Origin of the sequence: Pseudomonas oryzihabitans, assembly GCF_007665395.1 — a bacterium.
Taxonomy (GTDB): Bacteria; Pseudomonadota; Gammaproteobacteria; order Pseudomonadales; family Pseudomonadaceae; genus Chryseomonas; species Chryseomonas psychrotolerans_C.
Window position 1 is genome coordinate 1 of record NZ_VDND01000008.1, and the last position, 21,477, is coordinate 21,477.

Annotated in this window: 17 protein-coding genes; 13 read left to right on the top strand and 4 right to left on the bottom strand. The window is 67.0% G+C overall.

The genetic code is table 11. The features are described 5' to 3' along the window. Positions 1-197: 197 nt before the first annotated feature. The gene (locus tag FSV73_RS16595; protein WP_145008946.1) at positions 198-449 is read left to right on the top strand and encodes a hypothetical protein; all 252 of its coding nucleotides are present in this window, start codon (positions 198-200) and stop codon (positions 447-449) included. 291 nt (positions 450-740) lie between these two features. Here FSV73_RS16595 and FSV73_RS16600 read toward each other — a convergent pair whose 3' ends face one another. Beyond that, positions 741-1,088 (bottom strand): response regulator, encoded by a 348-nt coding sequence (locus FSV73_RS16600; protein ID WP_186309258.1) that lies wholly within the window; start codon positions 1,086-1,088, stop codon positions 741-743. A 377-nt stretch (positions 1,089-1,465) separates the two neighbouring features. On the opposite strand from FSV73_RS16600, the gene FSV73_RS16605 reads away from it, so the two are divergent. Beyond that, positions 1,466-1,681, top strand: a complete 216-nt coding sequence (locus tag FSV73_RS16605) for a hypothetical protein (protein WP_145008947.1) — start codon at positions 1,466-1,468, stop codon at positions 1,679-1,681. A gap of 468 nt (positions 1,682-2,149) precedes the next feature. Here the strand turns inward: FSV73_RS16605 and FSV73_RS16610 are convergent, their stop codons facing one another. Next, positions 2,150-2,791 (bottom strand): TetR/AcrR family transcriptional regulator, encoded by a 642-nt coding sequence (locus FSV73_RS16610; protein ID WP_145008948.1) that lies wholly within the window; start codon positions 2,789-2,791, stop codon positions 2,150-2,152. 126 nt (positions 2,792-2,917) lie between these two features. Between FSV73_RS16610 and FSV73_RS16615 the strand changes: the two genes are divergently transcribed. The 7 genes from FSV73_RS16615 to FSV73_RS16645 all read left to right on the top strand — a co-directional run bounded on the left by FSV73_RS16615 (position 2,918) and on the right by FSV73_RS16645 (position 10,551). Next, a complete protein-coding gene (locus FSV73_RS16615; protein WP_145008949.1) occupies positions 2,918-4,954 on the top strand; it encodes an NADH:flavin oxidoreductase in 2,037 nt (678 codons plus the stop codon). 91 nt (positions 4,955-5,045) lie between these two features. Further along, positions 5,046-6,353, top strand: a complete 1,308-nt coding sequence (locus tag FSV73_RS16620; protein ID WP_145008950.1) for a M24 family metallopeptidase — start codon at positions 5,046-5,048, stop codon at positions 6,351-6,353. 51 nt (positions 6,354-6,404) lie between these two features. Beyond that, positions 6,405-7,202, top strand: coding sequence for an amino acid ABC transporter ATP-binding protein (locus FSV73_RS16625; RefSeq protein ID WP_437179294.1), 798 nt, complete (start codon positions 6,405-6,407; stop codon positions 7,200-7,202). Continuing rightward, positions 7,202-7,843, top strand: coding sequence for an amino acid ABC transporter permease (locus FSV73_RS16630; protein ID WP_145008952.1), 642 nt, complete (start codon positions 7,202-7,204; stop codon positions 7,841-7,843). Before FSV73_RS16625 ends, FSV73_RS16630 begins: the two co-directional genes overlap by 1 nt. Next, the gene (locus FSV73_RS16635; RefSeq protein ID WP_058763944.1) at positions 7,840-8,499 is read left to right on the top strand and encodes an amino acid ABC transporter permease; all 660 of its coding nucleotides are present in this window, start codon (positions 7,840-7,842) and stop codon (positions 8,497-8,499) included. Before FSV73_RS16630 ends, FSV73_RS16635 begins: the two co-directional genes overlap by 4 nt. 211 nt (positions 8,500-8,710) lie before the next feature. Further along, entirely contained in the window at positions 8,711-9,544 is an 834-nt protein-coding gene (locus FSV73_RS16640) for a substrate-binding periplasmic protein (RefSeq protein ID WP_145008953.1), read from the top strand. Beyond that, positions 9,541-10,551 carry an Ldh family oxidoreductase gene (locus FSV73_RS16645; protein ID WP_145008954.1) on the top strand — a complete coding sequence of 337 codons (1,011 nt, stop codon included), beginning with the start codon at positions 9,541-9,543 and terminating at the stop codon, positions 10,549-10,551. Before FSV73_RS16640 ends, FSV73_RS16645 begins: the two co-directional genes overlap by 4 nt. Here the strand turns inward: FSV73_RS16645 and FSV73_RS16650 are convergent. Beyond that, positions 10,534-13,131: a bifunctional diguanylate cyclase/phosphodiesterase gene (locus FSV73_RS16650; RefSeq protein ID WP_145008955.1), complete on the bottom strand. Its 2,598-nt coding sequence runs from the start codon at positions 13,129-13,131 to the stop codon at positions 10,534-10,536. The two genes, FSV73_RS16645 and FSV73_RS16650, sit on opposite strands and share 18 nt — an antisense overlap. Before the next feature lie 311 nt (positions 13,132-13,442). Between FSV73_RS16650 and xdhA the strand changes: the two genes are divergently transcribed. The 4 genes from xdhA to guaD are packed head-to-tail and all read left to right on the top strand — an operon-like array spanning position 13,443 to position 19,440. Continuing rightward, positions 13,443-14,882, top strand: coding sequence for a xanthine dehydrogenase small subunit (gene xdhA / locus FSV73_RS16655; RefSeq protein ID WP_145008956.1), 1,440 nt, complete (start codon positions 13,443-13,445; stop codon positions 14,880-14,882). Further along, entirely contained in the window at positions 14,875-17,274 is a 2,400-nt protein-coding gene (gene xdhB / locus FSV73_RS16660) for a xanthine dehydrogenase molybdopterin binding subunit (RefSeq protein ID WP_145008957.1), read from the top strand. Before xdhA ends, xdhB begins: the two co-directional genes overlap by 8 nt. Further along, positions 17,271-18,098: a xanthine dehydrogenase accessory protein XdhC gene (gene xdhC, locus FSV73_RS16665; protein WP_145008958.1), complete on the top strand. Its 828-nt coding sequence runs from the start codon at positions 17,271-17,273 to the stop codon at positions 18,096-18,098. The genes xdhB and xdhC overlap by 4 nt, the downstream gene beginning before the upstream one ends. Positions 18,099-18,135: 37 nt before the next feature. Then, positions 18,136-19,440 (top strand): guanine deaminase, encoded by a 1,305-nt coding sequence (guaD, locus tag FSV73_RS16670; protein WP_437179295.1) that lies wholly within the window; start codon positions 18,136-18,138, stop codon positions 19,438-19,440. A gap of 880 nt (positions 19,441-20,320) precedes the next feature. Here the strand turns inward: guaD and FSV73_RS16675 are convergent. After that, positions 20,321-21,418: an NADH:flavin oxidoreductase/NADH oxidase gene (locus FSV73_RS16675; protein ID WP_145008960.1), complete on the bottom strand. Its 1,098-nt coding sequence runs from the start codon at positions 21,416-21,418 to the stop codon at positions 20,321-20,323. Positions 21,419-21,477: the final 59 nt, after the last annotated feature.

A 21,477-nucleotide genomic window follows, 5' to 3' on the forward strand; every position in this document is an offset into this window, starting at 1 on the left:
GCAGACCGCCGCCGGCGCCGAGCAGACCCGCGCCGCCAGCCAGCAGCTCTCCGAGCTGGCCGTAGAACTGAACGGCCAGATCCGCCGCTTCCGCGTGTAGGGAATGGCGGCGAGCGTCACCCGCTCGTCATACCCGATCGGGCTCTCCGAACCGAGAGGCGCAGCTGGACTCGAATAGCCTGACTAGAGAAAAAGTCATGCATTCCCTTTCGAGCCAGCTTGCCGCCTTGAATCCCCCGCTGCAGCACCTGATCGAATCCAAGGGCGAAGTCATCGTATTCACGCTCATCGATCGCGCGCGCCCGACCAGGGTGACTCGCAGCCTCAGCAGAGCATTGGTGGACAACACCGAGCTGCTGTATCTGGTCATCAGGGATGCGGTGAACGAAATCAGAGCGCTGAGGTGCCATGCGCCCATTACGAAGACGGAGATCTATCCTGATGATTAGTCTGACTTATACCCAAAGACCATACCCGTGTCGGTGAACGACCGGGATCCCAAGGTGCTCTGCGATGTCTGTACGCTGGCGTGCGAACTATGGACAACTACCGAGTCGGCCGATAGCTCCATAGCCGACTGGCGACATGCCGGAGACTTCTCTCATCAACAGGCAGCGTACCAGGCTGCCTTGCGCCTGGGGCTGACTCCCACGGAGTGGGGTGAATTCCTGCTGACCTACCGGCAACCGGGAGAGACGATGTTGAGCCTGTGCGACCGAGCCCATCGCCATGCCCTTCAGCTATAGCGCACAGACTGCCACCAGGCGATCCAGGTCCCAGGGCTTCGGCAGCAGCGTCATCTCGGAAAGCTTCTGTACCGGGCCATCGAAATAGCCAGAAGAGATGACGACGGGTAAACCAGGGTGCAACTGCCTGGCCTGATAGGCCAGGTCCAGTCCCGTCTTGAGACCCGGCATCTTGACGTCCGTGAACAGCAGATCGAGCGCCGGCCGATTGCGCTCGAGATAGGCACAGGCTTCGTCTGCCGTCGCGAAGGCGAATACCTCGAAATCGTAATCCTCGAAGATGTCTCGCAGCATATCGGCCAATAGGGCCTCATCTTCAGCAATAAGCACTCGGCGTTTCACGGATCATGCTCTCGAACCCAGTCATCTTCTAAACCGACCGCCTCGCTGGCTGATCCTTCCAGGTTGTACGACGAAAGGCGTGGCGTATGACTTTTGTACAAGGCTACTGGAGGGCAGTCCTTTGTCCGCGCCCTACCCTGCATCCAGCATCCAGCGCTGGACTCCGCCAGGTCACGCCGGCTGGAGGCCTTGCGGCAACCGCGCGCCGCTTGCGCCTACCCTCTCCCAGCGTTGCAGATGCACGCCTAAACCGCGTCGCGGTGCAAAAACTTGGCAATTAATCCGGTAATCGTTATCGAAATACCAATAAATGGGAGAGGATGCCAGTCACTCCTCCGTGCGGCAGCGGGCGGGCATCGCTATCGAATGGGACCTACATGAGTATCGGACAGGGCGAGTTCGAGGTTCGCATCACGTTGCTCAGCCAGATGAATATGACGATGGTCATGGATCAGGCGCGCGCTGATCAGACATTTCTCGACAAGCTGATCACGGGTCTTGAAGCGCGGGACCTGGTTCAGCGCAGCAGAGACGAGAAATCGCTCCTGCAATGGGCCTCGGCCATGCGACGTCTGCAGGGACGGAGTCCATGACCGACCGCCAGCTGCAAATCCTGGTGATCTTGCTATCCCTCGCGCTCCTCGTCGTCGGCGCGGCCCTGTGGGTGACGATCAGCGGCCTCTGGTGAGCTCATTCGCCGCCTGCCCAGCGATCGACTAGGCTTAGCCCTTGGCTTTCGCGAGCCCCTGAGGTATCGAGCCAAGGCCTGCACTGGAGTCCGGGCCTTTCTTTTGGGCGACTGCCAGCCACCGCCCTTACTGGCGCTCACTGCACAGGGCGCGCGGGCACTTCCTGGAGGTCGTGCACCGCCGACAGCCTCTTGCCAGTGCGAGCCCCGGTGACCAGCCAACGGCCCGCTGGCAACCGGCTTCACGAGGCACCTACCACCAGCGGGCCCAGCGAGAGCGCCGCCGGCTCAGCCTCGACCTGCCGTTGCCACGACCCTGTAGCACACGCCCACCCCTGCGCCGCGCTACGAGGCAGGGAAAGATCGCCGCTGACTAGCCCTCTGGCGCGACCAACTGGTGGCGGCTGAAGAAGCGCTCCAGCTCCCGTGCTTCCGGCTCCAGGCCGGTGAAGATCTTCAGGTATTCGGGGATGAAGGTGAGCCGGCGTTCCAGGGGCTCGACAGTCTTCATGCTGATGTAGCCGATCTGGGTCAGGTAGAGGGAACGCGCCCGGGTCTCGGCGGCGCGGTCCTCGAAGCCGAAGCGATCGAACATCCGCTTGAGCGCGGCGATACGCAGGGCATCCGCCTCGGCGATGTCCTGCGCCACCTCGGCGGACTGCAACGCCCAGCTGCGCATGGCGAATTCGTACTGGGAATCGAACAGCCGCGCGTCCAGCCAGCAGTCGAAGACGTTGAGGATGGCTTCGGTGATGGACTCGGCGTATGCCTCGGTGCGGGCCACCAGATTGCCGGTGTTCTTGTTCTTCCACTGCTCGATGAGCGCGCGGAGCAAGGCTTCGCGGTCCTCGAAGAACCAGTAGAAGCTGGTGCGCGACAACTTGAGCTTCTTGGCCAGTGGCTGGATGCGCACGGCGTCCACCCCGGCATCCTTGAGGCTTTCATAGGCGGCCGACAGCCAGCTCTCCAGGGAGCCGCGCGCGGGTTCGATAGCGGTGGGGATAGGTGCATTCATGGACCGATAGTACAGCCCGGCCACGGCCCCAACAAGCGAGAATGTTCACTCATGTCGTATTAGTTGACACCTGTGTACATAGGGTTTTAAGTTCGTTCCACCTGATGAGCGCTGGTGGACCCGAACATGAAGAACGATCCTCTGCTGCAGCCGTATCAACTCAAGCACCTGACGTTGCGTAACCGCGTCATCATCACGTCCCACGAGCCCGCCTATCCCGAGGAGGGCATGCCCAAGCAGCTCTACCGCGCCTATCACGTGGAGCGGGCCAAGGCGGGCGTGGCCATGACCATGACCGCCGGCTCGGCCGCCATCTCGCGGGACAGTCCACCGGTGTTCAACAACGTGCTGGCCTACAAGGACGAGGTGGTCGGCTGGCTCAAGGACCTCACCGACGAATGCCATGAGCACGGCGCGGCGGTGATGATCCAGCTGACCCACCTGGGGCGGCGCACCCGCTGGGACAAGGGCGACTGGCTGCCGGTGGTGTCCTCCTCCCACAACCGCGAGCCCGCCCACCGGGCCTTCCCCAAGCGCCTGGAAACCTGGGACATCGAGCGCATCGTCAAGGATTACGCCGACGCCGCCGAGCGCATGGTGGCCGCCGGTATGGACGGCATCGAGCTGCAGGCCTACGGTCACCTGATGGACCAGTTCTGGTCGCCGCTGACCAACGACCTGGACGAACCCTACGGCGGTTCGCTGCGCAATCGCCTGAATTTCACCTTCGAGGTGCTCAAGGCCATTCGTGCCCGGGTCGGCGAGCGCTTCATCGTCGGCATCCGCTACACCGCCGACGAGGTGGTCAAGGGCGGTCTGAGCAAGGAGGAAGGCCTGACCATCACCCAGCTGCTCAAGGACAGCGGGATGATCGACTTCCTCAACGTCATCCGCGGCCACATCGCCACCGACGCCGCCCTTACCGACATCATCCCGGTGCAGGGCATGCGCAATGCGCCGCACCTGGATTTCGCCGGCGAGATCCGCTCGCGCACCGGCTTCCCCACCTTCCATGCCGCCAAGATCCCCGATGTCGCCACCGCGCGCCATGCCATCGCCGCCAGCCTGGTGGACATGGTCGGCATGACCCGCGCGCACATGACCGATCCGCACCTGGTACGCAAGCTGACCGAGGGCCGCGAAGACGATATCCGCCCTTGCGTGGGAGCCAACTACTGCCTGGACCGCATCTATAACGCCGGCGCGGCCTATTGCATCCACAACGCTGCCACCGGGCGCGAGACCAGCATGCCTCACACCCTCGCCAAGGCCGCCACCCGCCGCAAGGTGGTGGTGGTCGGCGCCGGTCCCGGTGGGCTGGAGGCGGCCCGGGTGGCCGGCGAACGGGGGCACCAGGTGGTGGTACTGGAGCTGGCCGAGCAGGCCGGCGGCCAGGTACGCCTCACCGCCCAGTCGGAGCGACGCAAGGAGATGCAGAGCATCATCGACTGGCGCCTGGCCCAGTGCGATCGCCTCGGCGTGCAATTTCACTTCAACACCTGGGCGGACGCCGCGCGGGTGCTGGCGGAAGACCCGGACGTGGTGATCGTCGCCACCGGCGGCCTGCCCCATACCGAGGTACTCGAACGCGGCAACGACCTGGTGGTGTCCAGCTGGGACATCATCGCCGGTGACGTCAAGCCGGGGCGCAACGTGCTGGTCTACGATGACGCCGGTGACCATGCCGGACTGCAGGCCGCCGAGTTCATCGCCCGCAGCGGCGCCCGCACCGAAATCATGACCCCCGATCGCAGCTTCGCCCCCGAGGTGATGGGCATGAACCTGGTGCCCTACATGAGAGCCCTGCAGGGGCTCGACACCCACTTCACCGTGACCTACCGGCTCAAGGCCGTGGAGCGCGACGGCGACCGGCTCAAGGCCATCGTCGGCACCGACTACAGCGACCTGGAAAAGGTCTGCCACTACGACCAGGTAGTGGTCAACCACGGCACCCTGCCGCTGGACGAGCTCTACTTCGAACTCAAGCCGCTGGCGAGCAACGAGGGCGCGGTGGAGTACCACGACCTGATCGTCGGCCAGCCACAACGCCTGGCCACCAATCCCGCCGGCCGTTTCCAGCTGTTCCGCATCGGTGATGCGGTGTCCTCGCGCAATACCCACGCCGCCATCTATGACGCGCTACGCCTGGTGAAAGACCTCTAAGAAGGTCGGTGCACCCGCTGTACCCTTTTCCCACTGCCTCTTCGACGTCTCACAAGAACATGCCAGCCCCGGCTGGCCAGACGAGGTCCCCATGCATCATCCAGAGTCCCTTGCCGGCTTCGATCCGCTGGTCGACGCCCGCCTGAGCTTCCGCCAGGACAGCCGCGTCAGCGAGCACCACCTCGCCCCGCTCGACGAAGACCTGCTGCGCGCCCACGCCGCCATCGACCGCCGTGCCCTGCGCCGCTATCGCCTGGCGCGCATCCGCGCGCAGTTGGTGGCGCACGACTACGCCGGCGTGCTGCTCGCCGATCCGATCAACATCCGCTACGCCACCGACACCAACAACCTGGGGCTGTGGGTCATGCATTCCCCCAGCCGCTACGTGCTGGTGACCACCAGCGGGCCGCTGATCCTGTTCGATTTCACCAGCAGCAAGCACAACAGCGAACACATCGAGACCATCGACGAGATCCGCCCGGCGACGCCCTGGCTGTATTTCCTGGCCGGACCCCGGGTCGAGGAAAAGGCCACGTCCTGGGCCCACGAGGTCGCCGAACTGGTGCTGCACCACGGCGGCGGCAACCGGCGCCTGGCGGTGGACCGCTGCGATCCCTGGGGCGCCACCAGGCTGATGGACCTTGGCCTGAGCCTGCACGACGCCCAGCCACTGATGGAACAGGCGCGGCTGATCAAGTCGGCCGAGGAACTGGCCAGCCACAGGGTCTCCATGGGCGTCTGCGACCTGGCCATCGCGCGGATGCGCGCCAGCCTGCGGCCGGGTATCACCGAGAACCAGCTGTGGAGCATCCTGCATGGCACCAACGTCGCCCACGGCGGCGAGTGGGCCGAGAGCCGCCTGCTCAGCTCCGGCCAGCGCACCAATCCCTGGTTCCAGGACGCCACCGACAAACCCATCCAGGCCGGGGAAATGGTCTGCTTCGATACCGACATGGTCGGCCCCGGCGGCTACCTGTCGGACATCTCCCGCAGCTTCGTCTGCCCCGGCCAGCCGGCCACCGCGCGCCAGCGCTCCCTCTTGCAGACCGCAGCCGAGCAACTGACGCAGAACATCAACCTGCTGCGTCCCGGGCTGGGTTTCCGTGAATTCGCCGAGCGCTGCTGGCCGGTGCCGGACAAGTACCGGCACAACCGCTACATGATGATGCTGCACGGCGTCGGCCTGGTGGACGAGTACCCCAGCGTGGCCTACGCCACCGACTTCGCCGACTGGGGCTACGACGGCGCCTTCGCCGAGAACATGGTGGTCTCGGTGGAGAGCTTCATCGGCGAACAGGGCGGCCCCGAGGGGGTGAAGCTGGAGGAACAGGTGGTGATCACAGCGGCGGGGGCGGTGAAGCTGTCGCGCACGCCGCTGCTGGATCCCGACCTGCACTGACGGCCCCGCCTCCCCCCTGGAGGCCCCTGCGAGGAAAGCGAGATGAGCGCCATGAGTATCGTCAGAACCCCCGTGTCATCGGTGCCGGAGCGACCCGAGGAGCGTCCGGCGTTCCTGCGCCTGGAAGGCATCGGCAAGCGCTTCGGGCCCTATGAGGTCTTGCAGGACGTGTCCCTGGACATGGCCAAGGGCGAGGTGCTGGCCATCATCGGCCCCAGCGGCTCGGGCAAGAGCACCCTGCTGCGCTGTATCAACCAGCTGGAGCCGCCCACCCGCGGCACCGTGACCCTGGACGGCCTGAGCCTGCAGGCCGGCCAGGTCTCCCGCCAGCAGCTGGTGGCCCTGCGGCGGCGCATCGGCATGGTGTTCCAGTCCTTCAACCTCTTTCCGCACCTGACCGTGCTGCAGAACGTCAGCCTGGCCCAGGTGCGCAGCCTGGGGCGCAGTCGCCAGGAGGCGGATCGCCGTTCGCTGCAGTTGCTGGAGCGGGTGGGCCTGGCCGCCAAGGCCAAGGCCTATCCCAGCCAGTGCTCCGGTGGCCAGCAGCAGCGCGTGGCCATCGCCCGCGCCCTGGCGCTGGACCCGGAGCTGATGCTGTTCGACGAGCCCACCTCGGCGCTGGATCCGGAGCTGGGCATGGAGGTGCTCAAGGTGATGCAGGAGCTGGCCGAGGACGGCATGTCGATGATCATGGTCACCCACGAGATGCACTTCGCCGAGACCGTCTCCGACCGTGTGGTGGTGATGGCCGACGGCCGCCTCATCGAACAGGGGCCAAGTGCCCAGGTCATGCGCCATCCGCAGCACGAGCGGGTCAAGCGCTTCCTGGCCGCGGTGAGGAATCGCTGATGGGCGCCATCCTGCTCGCCCTGCTGCAGGGCATTCCCTGGACCCTAGCGGTGACCGCGACGGCCTTCGTCATCGGCCTGGTGCTGGGTTTCCCGCTGTGTGGCCTGCGGGTGTGCCGGAGCAAGCCGCTGCGCCTGCTGGCCTTCGCGGTGATCCTCACCTTGCGCGCCATTCCGCCCATCGTCTGGCTGTTCTTCATTTTCTTCGGCCTGGGCGGCGGCTGGTTGACCCTGTCGCCCTTCGCCGCGGCCACCCTCGGCCTGGGGCTGATCACGGCGGCGCATATGGCCGAGGTCTACCGCGGCGCCCTCACCGGCATCCCCGCCGGCCAGTACGAGGCGGCGCTGGTGCTCAACCTCAGCGCCCGGCAGCGCTTCTTCGACGTCATCCTGCCGCAACTGGTGCGCATCGCCATCCCCGCCGCGGCCACCTATGCCATCGGCCTGCTCAAGGACTCGGCCATCGCCTCGACCCTGGGCGTCACCGACATCAGCGCCGCCGCCTACCAGCAGACCCAACAAACCTTCCAGGGCCTGCCGGTGTACAGCCTGGCCGCCCTGCTCTACATCGGCCTGAGCGTGCCGGTGGCGCTGTTCGCCCGCCGCCTGGGCGACCACCTCGGCCGGAGGATCCAGCGATGACCGAACTACTGGCCAACTGGGTCGAATGGTTTCCGGATCTCTGGCACGGCTTGCTGCTCTCGCTCCAGGTGACCGCCCTGGCGCTGCTCGTCGGCATCCCCCTGGGCCTGCTGTTCGCCCTGGGTGTCTCCAGCCGCAGGCTGCCGCTGCGCTGGCTGACCGTGGTGGTGGTGGAACTGGGCCGCGGCGCCCCGGCGCTGATCCTGCTGCAGTACTTCTATTTCGGCCTGCCCTCGGCGCACATCACCCTCAGCGCCTACAGCGCCGCCGCCCTGGCCCTGGCCTACTGCACCGGCGCCTACACCAGCGAGATCCTCAGGGGCGGGCTGGACGCCGTCGCCCAGGGCCAGCGCGAGGCGGCGGACGTGATCGGCCTCACGCCGCTCGACGCCCTGCGCTTCGTCATCCTGCCGCAGGCCCTGCGCATCGCCATCCCGGCACTGCTGGGCTTCTCCATCATGATTTTCCAGGCCTCGTCGCTGTGCTTCACCATCGCCCTGCCGGAATTGGTGAGTCGCGCCTCGATGATCGGCTCCAGCACCTTCCAATACATGCCCGTGCTGGTCCTGGCGGGTGTGATGTACGCGGCCCTGTGCATTCCCGCCGCCCTGCTGGTGGGAAACCTGGAACGCCGCCTGGCCCCGGAACGGGCCTGACCTAGAGCCTATTAAAGGCTCGCGAGCTAGAGACAAACAAGGTGAAAAGACCGAGGAAGCGGACCGGGCTCGCGAACGAATTTACAAGTGGTAAATGAGTATTCCGACCGCGCTGGCGATCCAGGCCGTTTTCAACGCCGTTTGGCCGACGCGCAGCAGACTTTGAATAGGCTCTTAGCCCCTGCCGATCATCATCCCGAGGACGACCGCCATGACCGATGCAGCTACCTTCTTCCAGCGCCTCACCCTCATCAGCCTGCTGCTGTGCGGCAGCGCCACCGCCCTGGCCGACTGCAAGCCCGCCCATAGCTTCGACACCCTGGAAAAGGGCGTGCTCAAAGTGGCGACCTATGTCTTCCCGCCCTATGCCATTCCCGGGCCTGACGCCAGCATCGGCGGCGTGGAAGGCGACATCCTCACCGGCTTCGCCGCCAAGGAGTGCCTGACCGTCCGCGCCACCACCGTGGACACCGCCGCCGTGGTGCAATCGGTGATCACCCGGCGCGCCGACGTCGGCATCGGCGATTGGTATCGCACCGCCGAGCGGGCCAAGGTGCTGGGTCTCTCCGCCCCCACCTTCCTCGACGTCATGGGGATCATCTCCAAGGACAACCTGAGCCGCATCGACCAGCTCGAAGGCAAGCGCGTCGGTACCGTGCAAGGCTATCTGTGGGTGGCCGACCTGAAGAAGGTGCTGGGCGACAATCTGGTGCTCTATCCCAACCCCGTGGCCATGGCCCAGGACCTGGCCTCGGGCCGCCTCGACGTCGCCACCGACAGCTTCGCCGTGGCCAAGACCGCGCAACAGAAAGGCGCCTATCCGGGTGCCAGCATCAACGTCGCGGCTGGCGATCCGCGGGTCAAGGCATCGCAGCAGCCCGGCCAGGCGGCCATCCTCTTCGCCAAGCAGAACGATGCCCTGGGCCAGGCGCTGTCCGCCTATATCGAGCAGCTGCACCAGGACGGCGGCCTGCGCAAGATCGTCGCCGGCTACGGCCTCGAGGAGAAGATCACCGAGGTCGGTGCGCCGCGGTTGATCGAATGACACGCGCGGCCGATGGGGCGTCCATCCGGCTGACTCCGCTCGAGGCCGAAGCCCTGGTGCGGAGCTGCTGCCTGCGCCAGGGCGCCAGCCCGGCGGTCGCCGACGCCCTGACCGCCGCGACCCTGGCCGCCGAACACCGCGGCCTGCCCGCCCTCGGCTTCGCCCACCTGCTGGATTATCTCGATGGCTTCCAGCAGGGACGCATCGATCCTCGCGCCGAGCCCGTGCTCAGTCGACCGGCGCCGGCGCTGATCCACAGCGATGCGGGTCACGGCATCGCCCAGCTGGGCTTCGATCGGGCCTTCGGCGATCTCCGGGATACCGCCAGCACCTTCGGCCTGGCGCTGTTCGCCCAACGCCAGGCCTTCACCTGCGGCGAGCTGGGTTACTACGTGCGTCGCCTCGCCGAGCACGGCCTGGTCGCCTTGGCCTTCACCAACGGTCCGCCGCTGCTGGCGCCTCATGGCGCCCGGCGCCCGCTCTACTCAACCAACCCGCTGGCGTTCGCCGCCTGCGCCGACGACGGCCGGCTCCTGCTGATCGACCAGGCCTGCAGCGCGACCGCCTTCGTCAACCTGCTGCGCGCCGCGGCAGCCGACGAGTCCATCCCGGAAGGCTGGGCCCTGGACGAGGACGGCGAGCCCACCCGGAACGCCCGCGACGCGGTGCGTGGCACCCTGCTGGCCTTCGGCGGCGCGCGGGGCGCCAACCTCGCCTTGCTGGTGGAGATCCTGGCGGCGGGACTCACCGGGGCGAACTGGTCGCTGGATGCCGGCGACTTCCGCCAGGGTTCACGCAGTCCCGGCGCCGGCCTGACGGTGCTGGCCATTGCCCCCCGGCTGCTGGACGATCGATTTCCCGCCCGCCTCGGCGAGCAGCTGACGCGCCTGGCGGCACGGGGTGTCCATCTGCCAGGCATCACCCGCGCCGCGCGCCAGGCAACTCTTGCCGCCACCCCGCTAGAGATACCGGCCGAGCTCCATGCCCGGCTAGTGCAGCTGAGCTGAGGCGTCCGCGGCGGACCCGGCCGGCCAGTGTGCTGCCGTCGCGGACTCGGCTCCGCCCTCCCGTTCCAGCGCCTGCTGGCGCAAGGCGGCGAAACGCGCCTGGGACAGGGGTCGTTGCAGGTGGAAACCCTGGGCCTGGTCGCACTTGAGATCGGCGATGCGCGCCAGTTGACCCGCGGTCTCGATCCCCTCGGCCACCACCGTCAGCGACAGCGCCCGGCCCATGCTGACGATGGCCTCGACGATGGCCGCATTGCTTGCGCTGACCTCGATGTTGGAGACGAAGCTGCGGTCGATCTTGAGGCAGTCGAAGGGATAGGTGCGCAGATAGCTCAGCGAGGAATAGCCGGTGCCGAAGTCGTCCATCGACAGCCGCACGCCCAGGGCCTTGAGCCGCTTCATCAGTTCGAGGGCACCGGCCGCATCGTCCAGCAAGACGTTTTCGGTCAGCTCCAGCTCGACCCGCTCCGGCGCTATGCCGGTACGCTCGAGCACCTGGCCTATCCGCGTGACCAGATCGTCACGCTGGAACTCCAGGGGCGAGAGATTGATGGAGACGACGAGTTCCGGTGCCCAGGCCACCGCCTGACTGCAGGCCTCCTGCAGCACCCAGTCGCTCAGGGCGAGGATCAGCCCGGTTTCTTCCGCCACCCCAATGAATTCGGCAGGTGCCAGGCGCCCGCGGACGGGGTGGTTCCAGCGGACCAGGGCTTCCGCGCCCAGCAGCCGCTGGCTGCTGGCATCGAAGCGCGGCTGGAAGTCCAGCTCGAACTCCGTGCGCTGCAGGCCCAGCCGCAATTCGGTTTCCAGCTGCCGCCGCGCGAGGATGCGCTGGTTCATGGTCGGCTCGTAGAACCTGAGGGTGTTGCGCCCTGCCGCCTTGGCCTCGTACAGGGCGATGTCCGCATAGCGCAGCAGGTCTTCGGCGCTGGCGCCGTCCTGGGGCGCCTGGGCGATCCCGATGCTCGCACCGATGGTGATGTCGTGCTCGCCGATGCGGATGCTACGGCCGATGCCCTCCAGCATCCGGCTACAGAGACCGCTGACCTGCTCGACGCTCAGGTCGCCGTTGATCGCGATGACGAATTCATCGCCACCGATCCGCGCCACCAGGTCTCCCTCGCGTACATTAGCGCGCAGTTCGAGAGCGACCTGGCAGAGCACCTGGTCACCCGCGCCATGGCCGAGGGCGTCGTTGACCGGCTTGAATCTGTCCAGATCGAAGGCCAACAGATGCAGCGGCTGGCTGGCGCTGACCCCCTGGGCGAAGCGCTGCGCCAGGTAGCGCTGCAACTGGTGCCGGTTGGCCAGCCCGGTCAGAGCATCGTGCTGGCTGAGGTGCTCGATACGCGCCTTGGCCTCGATCTCCTCGGTGACATCGCACACGGTGCCGCGAAAGCCCGCCAGCAAGCCACCGCGCACGATTGGCTGGGCCGCGAGCTGGCAGAACCGCAGCTTCGCCTGGGCGTCGTGCATCTCGCAGTTCAGCGGGCGACGGGTACGACCGGCGGCGGGTGTCCTGGCCACGGTCTCGACCTCGTTCGGCGCATAGCCGAGCAACTCGTGCAGGGGACGGCCGATCCAGTCCTCCTGGGCAAAGCCGGTGACCGCGACGAACCGCTCCGAGAGATAGACCAGGCGTTGCTCGGCGTCGGTCTCCCAGATCCAGTCGGACGAGGCCTCGGACACGGTGCGAAAGCGCTGCTCGCTATGCCGCAGGGCGTCCTCGGCGAGATCCGCCTGGCGCGCCGCCAGGGCGATCCGCCGCCGCAGGTACCACACCAGCAACAGGGCCAGGCCGCACATCGCCGCGAGCAACGGCAGGAATTGCGCCATCAGCCGCTGGCCCATGCCGTGGACGTCCCAATGGAAGGTCACCGCGATGCCAGGGCTGGATTTCACCACCAAGGTCGGCCCAGGTGCGGCCGGCCAGTCGCCCGGCTGCGCGGTCAGGCCGGGCAGTTCGAAACGCTGGCCGAGCTCGGCCAGCTTGTCCGCCGTCAGGACGTCGACGAAGACCATGTAGGACAGTCGCTTGAAGTCCTGGTAGGCGGCGTCCGGTCGGATGACCGCCGCCATCACGTTGGCGGGTTTGCCCTCGACGAGAAAGTAGCCTTGCGCATAGCCATCCTTGGGCGACAGCTCCCGCGCCCTGGCCAACAGCGCCGCCAGGTCATCGCCCAGCCAGGTGTCCAGCGGCGTCTTGCTGCGGCCGCCGCCGACCACGGCGTAGCGCGTGGTGCCATTGGGTGCCAGGATGAAGGCACCGTTCACCCCATAGCTGCTGAAGAGCGAGGGGCCGACATTGTCTTCCTCGTAGGCCCAGTTCACATCGACCTTCCTGTTGGTCCGCGCGTAGGCCTCGAGCCAGAAGGCATAGTCGGTCAACACCCTGCCGAGTTTGTCCTGCCGGGTTTCCAGTGCCCGCTGGGCATCCGCCTCGCTGTGCTGGCGTTGCTGCCCGTCGATACGCGTGCACAGGTCGTACAGCATCCCTCCCGCCAGGGCGAAGATGAGCGTGACCAGGGCGAAGAAGCCGAGGGAGGCCTGGTGGGCGACACGATTGAGCGATGTGGACACGGCAGCGACCTGTTGCAACGGTTGGCCAAGGAACGGACGCCTCGCGGCAGCCCCGCAAATCGTCTGCCTATATATCGGCAACCGCGCTAACGGCTTGATCCCCTTGTCGAAGCATTCCGGGGAGGCGCCGCCCAGACGGCCTTTTTTGCACCGCTAACGGGCAGCGTCGGCCTGGATGCGCCAGGACGGCGCACCTTCCAGCGCGGCGCTTGCCCAAAAACGACAAAGGCCGTCCGCTAGCCCGGCAATTCTTGACCTATCGGTCAGCTTTACCCACCATCAAGACATCAAGACCCAGGTGGAGAGCGGCCGTGATCAGGTTTCTGCTGGACCAGGAGCTGCGCCAAGAAGCGCAGCTCGATCCCAATCTCACGGTGCTCCAGTATCTGCGCGAGCGCTGCGGCAAGACCGGTACCAAGGAAGGCTGTGCCTCCGGCGACTGCGGGGCCTGCACCGTGGTCCTCGCCGAGCCGGAGGGCGACCGGCTGCGCTATCGTACCGTCAACAGCTGCCTGACCTTCGTCGCGGCGCTGGACGGCAAGCAGCTCATCAGTGTGGAAGACCTCAAGCACCAGGGCCGCCTGCATGACGTGCAGCAGGCCATGGTCGACTGCCATGGCTCCCAGTGCGGCTACTGTACGCCGGGCTTCGTCATGTCGCTGTTCGCCCTGCAGAAGAACGTTGTCGCACCGGACGGCGCCGCCACCCACGAGGCCCTGGCCGGTAATCTCTGCCGCTGCACCGGCTACCGACCGATCCTGGCCGCCGCCGAGCAGGCCTGCGCCAGCCGTCAGCCGGACCAGTTCGATGCCCGCGAGCAACAGACCCTGGAACGCCTGCGAGCCCTGGCGCCGCAGCCCGCGACCCGCCTCGAAGGCGCCGGCAGTCGCAGTCATAGCCCCACTACCCTGGCCGAGCTGGCCGCCCTCTACCAGGCCCACCCCGAGGCCCGGCTGCTGGCCGGCGGCACCGACCTGGCGCTGGAGGTGACCCAGAGCCATCGTCGCCTGGAGACGCTGATCTACCTGGGCAACCTGCCCGAGTTGCGCTATGTGAGGGTCGGTCAGGACCATATCGAGATCGGCGCCGCCACCCCCCTTGCCGACTGCGCCGCCGCCCTGGCCGCCGACTACCCCGACTTCGGCGCCCTGTTGCAGCGCTTCGCCTCCCTGCAGATCCGCAACCAGGGCACCCTGGGCGGCAACATCGGCAACGCCTCGCCCATCGGCGACAGCCCGCCCCTGTTGTTGGCGCTCGGCGCCACCGTCCTGCTGCGGCAAGGCGAGCGCCTGCGTGAACTGGCGCTGGACGACCTCTTCCTCGACTACCGCAAGACCGCCCTGGCGCCGGGCGAATTCATCCAGGCGGTACGGGTGCCGCGGACCCGCGAGGGCCTGGTCTTCCGTGCCTTAAAGGTGTCCAAGCGCCTCGACGACGACATCTCCGCGGTCTGTGCCGCCTTCGCCCTGGAACTCGATGAGGGCCGGGTCGCAGCCGTGCGCATCGCCTATGGCGGCATGGCGGCCACGCCCAAGCGTGCCGCCCACTGCGAGCAGGCGCTGCTCGGCCAGACCTGGACCGCCGCCGCCATCGAGCACGCCGCCCAGGCGCTGGCCAAGGACTTCGCCCCGCTGTCGGATTTCCGCGCCAGTCGCGAATACCGCCTGCTGACGGCGCAAAACCTGCTGCGCAAATGTCATCTGGAGACCACCCAGCCCACGCTCGCCACGAGGGTCACCGCCCATGTCTAGCAGCCTTCCCGTCCGTACCCCCGAGGAAATGGCCGCCGCCTTCGCCGCGGGTCTGGCCACCGGCGTCGGCAAGCCGCTGAAGCACGAGAGTGCCGACAAGCACGTCAGTGGCGAGGCGCTCTATATCGATGACCGTCTCGAATTCCCCAACCAGTTGCACGTCTATGCGCGGATGAGCGAGCACGCCCATGCGCGGATAAAGCACATCGACCTGGCGCCCTGCTACCAGATCCCCGGCGTGGCCCTGGCCATCACCGCCGCCGACGTGCCCGGCCAACTGGACATCGGCGCCGTGCTGCCCGGCGATCCGCTGCTCGCCGATGGCGAGGTGCAGTACCTCGGCCAGCCGGTACTGGCCGTGGCCGCCAGCAGTCTGGACGCCGCCCGCCGCGCCGCCCAGGCCGCCATCATCGAATACGAGCCGCTGGAGGCCATCCTCGACGTCAAGGCCGCGCTCGAGCGCGAGCACTTCATCTCGCCCAGCCATAGCCACCGGATCGGCGACGCGGCCGCCGCCCTGGCTGCCGCGCCCCATCGTCTGCAAGGCGAGCTGGCCATTGGCGGCCAGGAACACTTCTACCTGGAAACCCAGGTGGCCTCGGTGATGCCCACCGAAGACGGCGGCATGCTGGTCTATTCCTCCACCCAGAATCCCACCGAGGTGCAGAAGCAGGTGGCCGAGGTGCTGGGCGTCTCCATGAACAAGATCACCGTCGACATGAGACGCATGGGCGGCGGCTTCGGCGGCAAGGAAAGCCAGGCCGGCATGCCGGCGGCACTCTGCGCGGTATTCGCCCGGCTCACCGGGCGCCCGGTGAAGATGCGCCTGCCGCGCTTCGAAGACATGCACATGACCGGCAAGCGCCACCCCTTCCACGTCGAATACGACGTCGGCTTCGACGCTGACGGTCGGCTGCTGGGCATCCGCTTCGAGTTGGCGGGCAACTGCGGCTACTCACCGGACCTGTCCAACGCCATCATCGACCGCGCCATGTTCCATGCCGACAACGCCTACTTCCTCGGCCACGCCCAGGTCACTGGCCATAGATGCAAGACCCACCTGGCATCCAACACCGCCTACCGTGGCTTCGGCGGACCCCAGGGCATGCTGGCCATCGAGAACGTCATGGACGCCATCGCCCGCCATCGCGGCCTCGATCCGCTGGAGGTCCGGCGGCGCAACTACTACGGCAAGGAGACCCGCAACGTCACCCACTACCACCAGGTGGTGGAAGACAACCTGCTCGACGAGATGACTGCGGACCTCGCGGCCAGCAGCGACTACCCGGCCCGGCGCGCGGCCATCCGCGCTTTCAACCAGAGCAGCCCGGTACTGAAGAAGGGGCTGGCGCTGACCCCGGTGAAGTTCGGCATCTCCTTCACCTCCTCCTTCCTCAACCAGGGCGGCGCCCTGGTCAACGTCTACACCGATGGCAGCATCCACCTGAACCACGGTGGCACCGAGATGGGCCAGGGGCTGAACACCAAGGTCGCCCAGGTGGTGGCCGAGGTGTTCCAGGTCGACATCGGTCGCATCCAGATCACCGCCACCAACACCGACAAGGTACCCAACACCTCGCCCACCGCCGCCTCCAGCGGCACCGATCTCAATGGCAAGGCGGCGCAGAACGCCGCCCAGACCATCAAGGATCGGCTGATCGACTTCGCCAGCCGCCACTTCCAGGTCGGCGCCGAGGAGGTCGACTTCCGTAATGGCCACGTCAAGGTGCGCGACCGCTTGCTCACCTTCGAGGAGCTGATCCAGCTGGCCTACGTCGGCCAGGTGTCGCTCTCCAGCACCGGCTACTACCGCACGCCGAAGATCCACTACGACCGCGACCAGGCGCGCGGCCGGCCCTTCTACTACTACGCCTTCGGCGCCGCCTGCTCCGAGGTGCTGATCGATACCCTCACCGGCGAATACCGGCTGCTGCGCACCGACATCCTCCACGACGTCGGCGCCTCCCTGAATCCGGCCATCGACATCGGCCAGGTCGAGGGTGGCTTCGTCCAGGGCCTGGGCTGGTTGACCATGGAAGAACTGGTCTGGAGCGAAGCCGGCAAGCTGCTCACCGCCGGTCCCTCCACCTACAAGATCCCGGCGGTGAGCGACGTGCCGCCGGACCTGCGGGTGCGGCTGGTGGAGAACCGCAAGAATCCCGAGGCTACGGTGTTCCACTCCAAGGCCGTGGGCGAACCGCCCTTCATGCTCGGCATCTCGGTGTGGTGCGCCCTGCAGGACGCCGTGGCCAGCGTGGCGGACTACCGCTTCCACCCGGCGCTGGACGCCCCCGCCACCCCCGAGCGCGTGCTCTGGGGCGTGGAGCGGATGCGCCGCCTGGCGGCCGAGGCCCAGGCCATACCCGTGACCGTCACGGAGGAACCGGCATGACGCCAAAACGTGGCTGGCTGGCCTTGCTGGCCGATTTCGAAACGCGCGGCGAGCCCTGCGTGCTGGTCACCGTGGCCAATGAACAGGGCTCCACGCCCCGCGATGCCGGCACCAAGATGCTGGTGGGCCGGACCGAGCAGCACCTGACCATCGGCGGCGGCCACCTGGAATACCGCGCCGTGGAGATCGCCCGCGAGCTGCTCGCCGCCGGCACCCGCCAGCCACGCCTGGAGCGCTTTTCCCTGGCGGCCAGCCTCGGCCAGTGCTGTGGCGGCGTCACCACCCTGCTGTTCGAGCCGCTGCTGGCCCAGGACGTGCCGGTGGTGGTCTTGGGCGCGGGCCATGTCGCCCGGGCGCTGGTACCGCTGCTGGCCGGCCTGCCCTGCGCGGTGCGCTGGGTCGATTCCCGACCCCAGGAATTTCCCGATCCCCTGCCCGCTGGCGTGGAAAAGATCGTCACCGACGAACCGGTCGACGAGATCGCCCGGATGCCCGCCGGTGCCTACTACATCGTCATGACCCATAATCATCCCCTGGATCTGGAGCTGACCGATGCCATCCTCGCCCGCGGCGACCATGGCTATTTCGGCCTGATCGGCTCCAAGACCAAGTGGGCCAAGTTCCGCCACCGCCTCACGGCCCGTGGCCACGGCGCCGAGCGCCTCGCCTCGGTACGCTGCCCGCTGGGCCTGCCCGAGGTGCAGGGCAAGCTACCGCTGGAAATCGCCATCGCCGTGGCCGGCGAGGTGATCGCCCACTACGGTCGCCAGGTCCAGCAGGCGGACACCCCGCTGCGCCTGGTCAACGCCGTCACGCCCAATTGATCCCCCTATTTCGCTGCTTCGCCTATCCGAGATCGTCATGACTGCCATCGCTCATCGCGCCGCCCTGCTCCACAGCCTCGCCGACCCGGCCGAGGTGGGGCTGGACGCCTCCTACGAATACCACGCCGACGGCCTGCTGCTGGTCGCGGACGGCCGCATCCAGGCCATGGGGCCGGCGGCCGACCTGCTGCCCACCCTGCCCGCCGGCACCCAGGTCATCGAGCATCCCCAGGCGCTGATCACCCCCGGCTTCATCGACACCCATATCCATTATCCGCAGACCGGCATGATCGCCAGCTACGCCGAGCAACTGCTGGACTGGCTGGACACCTACACCTTTCCCACCGAGCGCGCCTTCGCCGATCCGGCCAAGGCCGCCGAGGTGGCCGAGGTCTTCGTCGGTGAACTGCTGCGCAACGGCACCACCACCGCCCTGGTGTTCGGCAGCGTCCATCCACAGTCGGTGGACGCCTTTTTCGAAGTCGCCGAACGCCTCGACCTGCGCATGATCGCCGGCAAGGTAATGATGGACCGCAACGCCCCGGACTACCTGCAGGACACCGCCGAGTCGGCCTATGCCGACAGCAAGGCGCTGATCCAGCGCTGGCATGGCAAGGGCCGCCTGCACTATGCCGTCACCCCGCGTTTCGCGCCCACCAGTACCCCCGAGCAACTCGAAGCCGCCGGACGTCTCCTGGCCGAGTTCCCGGACGTCTACCTGCACACCCACCTCTCCGAGAACCTCAAGGAGATCGACTGGGTGAAGGCGCTATTCCCGGAGCGGAGCAACTACCTGGACGTCTACGACCACTTCCAACTGCTCGGCCCGCGCTCGGTGTTCGCCCACGGCATCCACCTCTGCGACGCCGAATGCCAGCGCCTGCACGACACCGGCTCGGCAGTGGCCCACTGCCCCACCTCCAACCTCTTCCTTGGCAGCGGCCTATTCGACCTGCAGCAAATGGAAGCCTTCAAGGTCAATGTCGGCCTGGGCACCGACGTCGGCGCCGGCACCAGCTTCTCGCTGCTGCAGACCCTCGGCGAGGCCTACAAGGTGCAGCAGCTGCGCGGCAACCGCCTGCACCCCTTCAAGTCGCTGTACCTGGCCACCCTCGGCGGCGCCCGCGCCCTGCGCCTGGACGACCGCATCGGCAGCCTGGCCCCCGGCCACGACGCCGACTTCGTGGTCCTCGACCTCAAGGCCACCCCGCTGCTGGACTACCGCCTGCAACAGTCCAGAAGCCTTGAAGAAACCCTCTTCGTCCTCACCACCCTGGCCGACGACCGCGTGGTCCGCGAAACCCACGCCGCGGGTCGCCGGGTGCACGCCCGTGACGCCTGAGCCTGCTGGGCTTCGACGATGGAGCCGCCTCAACCCAACCTACCCATCAACGTAGGTTGGGCTGAGCGTCAGCGAAGCCCAACAGCCCCAAGCGACTGCGACCGATCGAGCCTCAATCCGGTAGCGTGGAAAACCGCGCAGCGTTTTCCACTGTTTGGCCAAGGGCGAAGCCAAGATGCCCAGGTCTGCTGGGCTTCGGCGATGGAGCCGCCTCAACCCAACCTACCGGTCACCGTAGGTTGGGTTGAGCGCCAGCGAAGCCCAACAGCCCCAAGCGACTGCGACCGATCGAGCCTCAACCCCGTAGCGTGGAAAACCGCGCAGCGTTTTCCACGGGTGGGCCAAGGGCGGAGCCAAGATGCCCAGGTCTGTTGGGCTTCGGCGATGGAGCCGCCTCAACCCAACCTACCGGTCACCGTAGGTTGGGTTGAGCGTCAGCGAAGCCCAACAGCGCCCAAGCGACTGTGACCGATCGAGCCTCAATCCGGTAGCGTGGAAAACCGCGCAGCGTTTTCCACTGGTGGGCCAAGGGCGGAGCCAAGATGCCCAGATCTGTTGGGCTTCGGCGATGGAGCCGCCTCAACCCAACCTACCGGTCACCGTAGGTTGGGTTGAGCGTCAGCGAAGCCCAACAGCCCAACAGCGCCCAAGCGACTGCGACCGATCGAGCCTCAACCCCGTAGCGTGGAAAACCGCGCAGCGTTTTCCACGGGTGGGCCAAGGGTGGGCCAAGGGCAGAGCCAAGATGCCCAGGTCTGTTGGGCTTCGGCGATGGAGCCGCCTCAACCCAACCTACCCAACAAGAATCCCTCACACCCCAGCCGACACCCACAAAAAAGCCGCCCCAAGGGGCGGCTCTTGCGTTTCAGCCTAGGCCGACTCAGCTGGTGCGATAGCGCTCCAGCCAGTGGGCATAGGGCGCCGGCAGCACCCAGGACGGCTTGTCGACGCCCAGGGCCTTGGCGGCGTAGTAGGGCCAGTGTGGATCGGCCAGGTGGGCGCGACCCACCATCACCAGGTCCAGCTGCTCGTCGGCCACTACCTGGTTGGCCAGCGCCGGGGTGTCGATGTTCCAGGCCGAGGCGACCTTCAGGCCGGTCGCCTTGCGCACCTGCTCGGTGATGGGGGCCAGCAGGCCCGAGCCCCAGGGGATGTTGGCGGTCGGGGTGGAGAAGCCGATGCTGACGCTGAGCAGGTCGAGGCCTTCGCGCTTGAAGCCCTGCGCCAGCTCGATGGATTCGGCCAGGGTCTCTTCGTCACGACCATCGTATTCGATCACGCCGAAACGGGCGGTCAGCGGCAGGTGCTCCGGCCAGACCTTACGCACCTCGGCCAGGGTCTCCAGCAGGAAGCGACTGCGACCGGCCAGGTCGCCGCCGTACTGGTCGTCACGCTGGTTGGAATGCACCGAGAAGAAGCTCTGCGCCAGGTAGCCGTGGGCGAAGTGCAGCTCCAGCCACTCGAACCCGGCCTCGTAAGCGCGCTTGGCGGCGTCGACGAAGTCCTGGCGGACCCGGGCGATGTCCTCGAGGGTCATGGCCTTGGGTACCTTCGGCAGGTTGGCACCGAAGGCCACGGCGGACGGAGCGATGGTGTCCCAACCGCGGGCGTCGTCGGCGGCGATGTGGTCGTCACCTTCCCAGGGCCGGTTGGCGCTGGCCTTGCGACCGGCGTGGGCGATCTGGATGCCCGGCACGGAACCGGCGGCCTTGATCGCCTGGACCACGGGCACGAAGGCCTGGGCATGGGCGTCCGACCAGATGCCGGCGCAGCCGGGGGTGATCCGGCCTTCCGGCGAGACCGCCGTGGCCTCGACGATCACCACGCCGGCACCGCCGCGCGCCAGGCCTGCGTAGTGCACCTGGTGCCAGTCGTTGATCACGCCGTCGACGGCGCTGTACTGGCACATGGGCGGGATGGCGATGCGGTTACGCAGCGTCACGTCCTTGAGGGTAAAGGGTTGGAACAATGCGGACATCTGAGCGGTCTCCCATACGGTGACAGTTGGTTCGTTATTTCGATACTAATCGAACATAG

Coding starts and splice junctions, on each gene's coding strand:
- FSV73_RS16595 (WP_145008946.1), top strand. CDS start 198: ATGCATTCCCTTTCGAGCCAGCTTGCCGCCTTGAATCCCCCGCTGCAG.
- FSV73_RS16605 (WP_145008947.1), top strand. CDS start 1,466: ATGAGTATCGGACAGGGCGAGTTCGAGGTTCGCATCACGTTGCTCAGC.
- FSV73_RS16610 (WP_145008948.1), bottom strand. CDS start 2,791: ATGAATGCACCTATCCCCACCGCTATCGAACCCGCGCGCGGCTCCCTG.
- FSV73_RS16615 (WP_145008949.1), top strand. CDS start 2,918: ATGAAGAACGATCCTCTGCTGCAGCCGTATCAACTCAAGCACCTGACG.
- FSV73_RS16620 (WP_145008950.1), top strand. CDS start 5,046: ATGCATCATCCAGAGTCCCTTGCCGGCTTCGATCCGCTGGTCGACGCC.
- FSV73_RS16625 (WP_437179294.1), top strand. CDS start 6,405: ATGAGTATCGTCAGAACCCCCGTGTCATCGGTGCCGGAGCGACCCGAG.
- FSV73_RS16630 (WP_145008952.1), top strand. CDS start 7,202: ATGGGCGCCATCCTGCTCGCCCTGCTGCAGGGCATTCCCTGGACCCTA.
- FSV73_RS16635 (WP_058763944.1), top strand. CDS start 7,840: ATGACCGAACTACTGGCCAACTGGGTCGAATGGTTTCCGGATCTCTGG.
- FSV73_RS16640 (WP_145008953.1), top strand. CDS start 8,711: ATGACCGATGCAGCTACCTTCTTCCAGCGCCTCACCCTCATCAGCCTG.
- FSV73_RS16645 (WP_145008954.1), top strand. CDS start 9,541: ATGACACGCGCGGCCGATGGGGCGTCCATCCGGCTGACTCCGCTCGAG.
- xdhB (WP_145008957.1), top strand. CDS start 14,875: ATGTCTAGCAGCCTTCCCGTCCGTACCCCCGAGGAAATGGCCGCCGCC.
- xdhC (WP_145008958.1), top strand. CDS start 17,271: ATGACGCCAAAACGTGGCTGGCTGGCCTTGCTGGCCGATTTCGAAACG.
- guaD (WP_437179295.1), top strand. CDS start 18,136: ATGACTGCCATCGCTCATCGCGCCGCCCTGCTCCACAGCCTCGCCGAC.
- FSV73_RS16675 (WP_145008960.1), bottom strand. CDS start 21,418: ATGTCCGCATTGTTCCAACCCTTTACCCTCAAGGACGTGACGCTGCGT.